At 40.1% G+C, this 4,252-nt stretch carries 3 protein-coding genes and 1 pseudogene; 3 read left to right on the top strand and 1 reads right to left on the bottom strand.

Annotated features, from left to right (window positions below; genetic code table 11):
- Positions 1–118: 118 nt before the first annotated feature.
- Positions 119–892 carry an FAD-dependent thymidylate synthase gene (thyX, locus tag GCCT14_RS03740; protein WP_108624298.1) on the bottom strand — a complete coding sequence of 258 codons (774 nt, stop codon included), beginning with the start codon at positions 890–892 and terminating at the stop codon, positions 119–121.
- Positions 893–1,014: 122 nt separating this feature from the next.
- On the opposite strand from thyX, the gene GCCT14_RS03735 reads away from it, so the two are divergent.
- The 3 genes and pseudogenes from GCCT14_RS03735 to GCCT14_RS05650 form a co-directional block, all read left to right on the top strand.
- Entirely contained in the window at positions 1,015–1,449 is a 435-nt protein-coding gene (locus tag GCCT14_RS03735) for a hypothetical protein (RefSeq protein ID WP_108624297.1), read from the top strand.
- A gap of 101 nt (positions 1,450–1,550) precedes the next feature.
- On the top strand, positions 1,551–4,049 hold the full coding sequence (gene lon / locus GCCT14_RS03730; RefSeq protein WP_108624296.1) for an endopeptidase La: 2,499 nt from the start codon (positions 1,551–1,553) through the stop codon (positions 4,047–4,049).
- A 31-nt stretch (positions 4,050–4,080) separates the two neighbouring features.
- Positions 4,081–4,252, top strand: a pseudogene (locus tag GCCT14_RS05650) (ribonuclease Z); the annotation flags it as partial.

Below are 4,252 nucleotides of genomic sequence, written 5' to 3'. Positions count from 1 at the left end.
GATTGCGGCTGCCTCTTTTTCTTTCCTTCGAGTTCACTCGTTGTCGGCCTTCGAAATATCATCTAGCTTGGCCTAATGAAGAAGTTGAATTTTGGACACCTAATTGGCTTGAGAAAAGTCAAGCTGAGTTACTATACGAACAAATCAAACAATTTTTAAAAATGGCTAAAAGTTTGAGTTCTGACAGGGTAAAGTGTACCTTTTTGAGGTGGTTGTCTTGAAAACTTTTCCAACAAATAGGGAATAGACAAGTCACGCAGTAAGCTATTTGTTGTGAAAAAAACTGAATTTCTTTTTGTGCGTCCTTACCTAAGCGCAACCGTAGAAAATGAAAAAGATTTCTCAGATCCATTTTCCAGAAAATTGTCGTGTAAGCGTTTTGAGGAAGAATGATTCTTGCTTGTTCACGACAAAGCCCCATTTCCATTAGAGAAAGGTATCTTCGATATCCTTGTTCCGAGGCTTCTTGAATAGATTTAACGCAATTTTTTGCAAAATCCCCTTCTAATGATCCTTGACCTACTTGCTTATTCAGGTCTCCCTGCATCCTCAAATCTTTAATATCAAGCTCATGAAATTGATGATTTACCTTAGCGTATCTAGCAGAAAACGAGTTGAGCTTAGCCGTTCTGTGGCGCACCAGCTGCCCCATCACATAAATTGGCAATCTAATTTGGAAAACTACACACGCCTGTTCAAGTGGGGATAAGTTGGAAGTTCTAAAACACCAGTCAATTCTCTCTTCATTCGAAAATCGATCGAGCTCATCTGATTCAAGTCGTGTACAATTAGCAACAAACTCGTCAGAACCCATAAAATCAATCAACCTAACAAATCCATGATCCAAAACAGGTAACTTTTTACCCAAAAGAGATTCGATTTGATCATCCACGTCGGCACCCCAACACAGCAACAAAAGGCAAATGGGTCGCGATCTTATCTGTTAATACGCTTCCCATCAAGAGTGAAACAGACTAGAGTCGAATCAGTCATTGCTAATGTAAGTTGGAGATGATGTTTAGAATATTTTTATTATTTTTTAGTTGCATTATCGCCTCAATTTTAGCCTTCAGTACAGAAGGAAATATAGGAACCCCTACACCAGAGGTGACAACCTCCAATTTTTCTTTTTGGATTGGAACTGCTGGTATCGTTGTTATTGCTCTCTTGCTTCTTTCACATTATTTTTTGGATCGTTGGACTTGTCCAATTCGTGAAGGTGAAAGAGTAAAAATTTTTATTTTAAATAAAACAAATGTAGGCCAAAAGATGTGTGCCTATCTTATCGAGGTTGAAGAAGAATTATTTCTTGTTATTCAAAGTCACAATCAGATTTTGTGCCAGCCTGTTCGTGGTAAGGCGAAGTCTAATGCCCTTTTGTTTTCTTCGGAGGAGCTAGAAAAGTTCTCTTCCGATGGGAAAGAGAAAGCAAATGACCTTGCAAGATAAGTATCCTAGCATTTGCATTCAGAGCTGAGATCTCCTATCCTGGGGAGTTGAGTGATTAGAATTTATGTGCCTTTTTGTGGGCGCACACCATGTGAGATGGAATGCCTTCTGAGAAAGCAATATCAACACAGGATCCTTTAGGTTCCGATAAAAACAATGTGCAACAAAGCGGAGAGGCGCATCCTTTCCCCACGGACTTATTGATTCTACCAGTATTCAAGAGGCCGTATTTCCCTGGGATTGCTTTGCCTATATCCATTGAATCTGGTGTGCAGTATGAAACGATTAAAAAAATTGCTTGCTCAGATCTTCGTACAATTGGAGTCTTATTATCTAAGGGATCAAACGTAGAATGTTCTGTTAGTCAGCTTCATGAAGTTGGTGTTGCGGGGCGAATTTCCAAGATACTACCCGTCAATCACGGTGGGTTTCAGGCTTTAGTGGATTTAGAGAAGCGGTTTCGCGTTATCTCGATTCGTCAGGAAAAAGATCATTTTTGGGCTGAGGTAGAATATTTACAAGATAACATAGATGCCTCAGAGAAAAAGCTGAAAGCTTATGCAAAAAGCATATTGAAAGCAGTTAGGGAAATTGTCTCTTTAAATCCTCTCTTCAAGGATGAGTTGCGTGTTTTTTTAGAGCATGCAGATCCGAACCAACCTGCAGCTCTTGGAGACATGGTTGCTTCCTTAACAACAGCTCAGCCAGAAGAATTGCAGGATTTATTAGCTTGTCTGTCAATAGAAAAGCGTTTGCAGACAACTCTTTTCCTTGTTCGAAAGGAACAAGATTTGAGCAAAATTCAATATGAGATCGATCAACAAGTTGAATTGGCCCTCGGTAAAATTCAAAAAGAATATGTTTTACGCGAGCAGTTAAAAACTATTAGAAAAGAACTTGGAATGGAGCAGGATGATCGCAGTTCAGAGATTTCAAAATTTGAAACTCGTCTACAGTCGAAAGTCGTTCCTCCTCATGTCCTTAAGGTCGTCGAAGAAGAAATTCAGCGCTTATCAGGATTAGAAAATAACAGCCCAGACTACTCTGTTTGTAGAAATTATTTAGATTGGATTACCTCTATCCCTTGGGGAATTTACGATGAGCAATTGGTAAGCTGCAAAAAAACCAAGCAGATTCTCAATAAAGAGCACTGGGGAGTAGAAGAAGTAAAAGAAAGAATTTGCGAAATCGTTGCTGTTTCAACAATGCTAGGGAAAATGAAGGGAGCTGTTCTATGCCTGGTTGGGCCTCCTGGCGTTGGTAAAACTACAATTGCTCGCTCAATAGCAAAAGCTTTAGGGAGAAAATTTTTTAAATTTCCCGTTGGTGGGATGCGAGATGAAGCTGAAATAAAGGGGCACAGAAAAACATATATCGGGTCAATGCCAGGTAAATTCATTCAAGCATTGAAGACTTGTCAAGCTATGAATCCAGTTATTCTTATTGATGAAATCGATAAGATCATGAGTTCTCCTGTTGGTGACCCTGCATCTGCTCTGCTTGAAGTGTTAGATAAAGAACAAAATGGTCAATTTTTAGACCACTATTTAGATGTTCCATGTGATTTAAGTAGGGTTTTTTTTATTCTTTCTGCGAACTTACTGGACAGCATTCCTGATGCTTTAAGAGATCGTTTCGAGGTAATTTATCTATCTGGGTATATAACTGAAGAGAAAATTCAAATTGCCAAGAAGCATCTTATTCCTACAGCTTTAGACGAAATTGGATTGCAGAAGAATGCTCTTGTCTTTCCTGTTGCAACATTAAAGGCTATTGTTTCTGGTTACGCTCGTGAAGCTGGTGTTCGTAATTTTGAACAGCAAATTAAAAAAGTTTGTAGAAAGCTTGTTATGCAGCACGTCAATAAGTCCTCGACTCAATCTTTCGAGCCGAAAGAGGTGAGTGAGAAGATGATTCGATGTTTGTTGGGCATTCCTAGGTTCCAAGAAGATCCACTTATTCAGTCTCCCCCAATTGGTGTTGCTGTAGGGTTAGCCTGGACGGCTTTAGGTGGAACTCCCCTTTGTGTAGAAACTTTAACAGTTCCAGCAGCACGTACAACCATGCGACTAACAGGCCAGGCAGGTTCAGTAATGAAAGAGTCTGCAGAAATTGCATGGAGCTTTTGTCAGAGTTGGTTACGAAAGAAGCGTTCTGATCTTAAATTTTTCCCAAAGCAGGAAGTTCACACACATTTACCAGAAGGTGCGACGCCAAAGGATGGTCCTTCAGCAGGGATAACCATGGTTACGGCACTTATATCTCAGCTTTTACAAAAGAAGATTAAACCTGGATTAGCCATGACTGGAGAACTAACTTTGAATGGCCAGGTTCTCCCTGTAGGTGGAATTAGAGAAAAGGTAGCAGCGGCAAAACGCTCACATTTGAGGCACATAATCCTGCCTGCTTTGAATAAACAAGATGTTGAAGAGTTGCCGGAACTTTTAAAAAGAGGCCTGAGTCTATACTTTGTTTCTTTTTACCATGAAGTGTTCGAAATCGCCTTTATGGATGAACACACGGCCCCAAAGAAAATTCAATATTCTGCAGAATTTGCAAGCAAGTACAGAAGAAATTCTCGTGGACAGGCAACTTACTGAACACCATCTAACCAAGAGACACTTCACTTTCATGAGCGTGAGAGACTTAATCATACTTGGTTCCTCGAGCCAACAGCCTACTCGATTTCGGAGTCATCCTGGGTACCTTCTTAGGTGGAACGATGAAGGATTTCTTTTCGATCCAGGAGAGGGAACACAACGGCAATTTATATTTGCAAACATATCTCCAACCAACGTGACAA

The sequence above is a fragment of the Candidatus Similichlamydia epinepheli genome, from assembly GCF_003056015.1.
Note: the sequence above shows the minus strand (reverse complement) of the source record. Positions and strands in the feature narration are given on the sequence as shown.

Excerpts from the sequence above, each read along its gene's own strand:
- GCCT14_RS03735 (WP_108624297.1), top strand. The coding sequence starts at position 1,015 with ATGTTTAGAATATTTTTATTATTTTTTAGTTGCATTATCGCCTCAATT.
- lon (WP_108624296.1), top strand. The coding sequence starts at position 1,551 with ATGCCTTCTGAGAAAGCAATATCAACACAGGATCCTTTAGGTTCCGAT.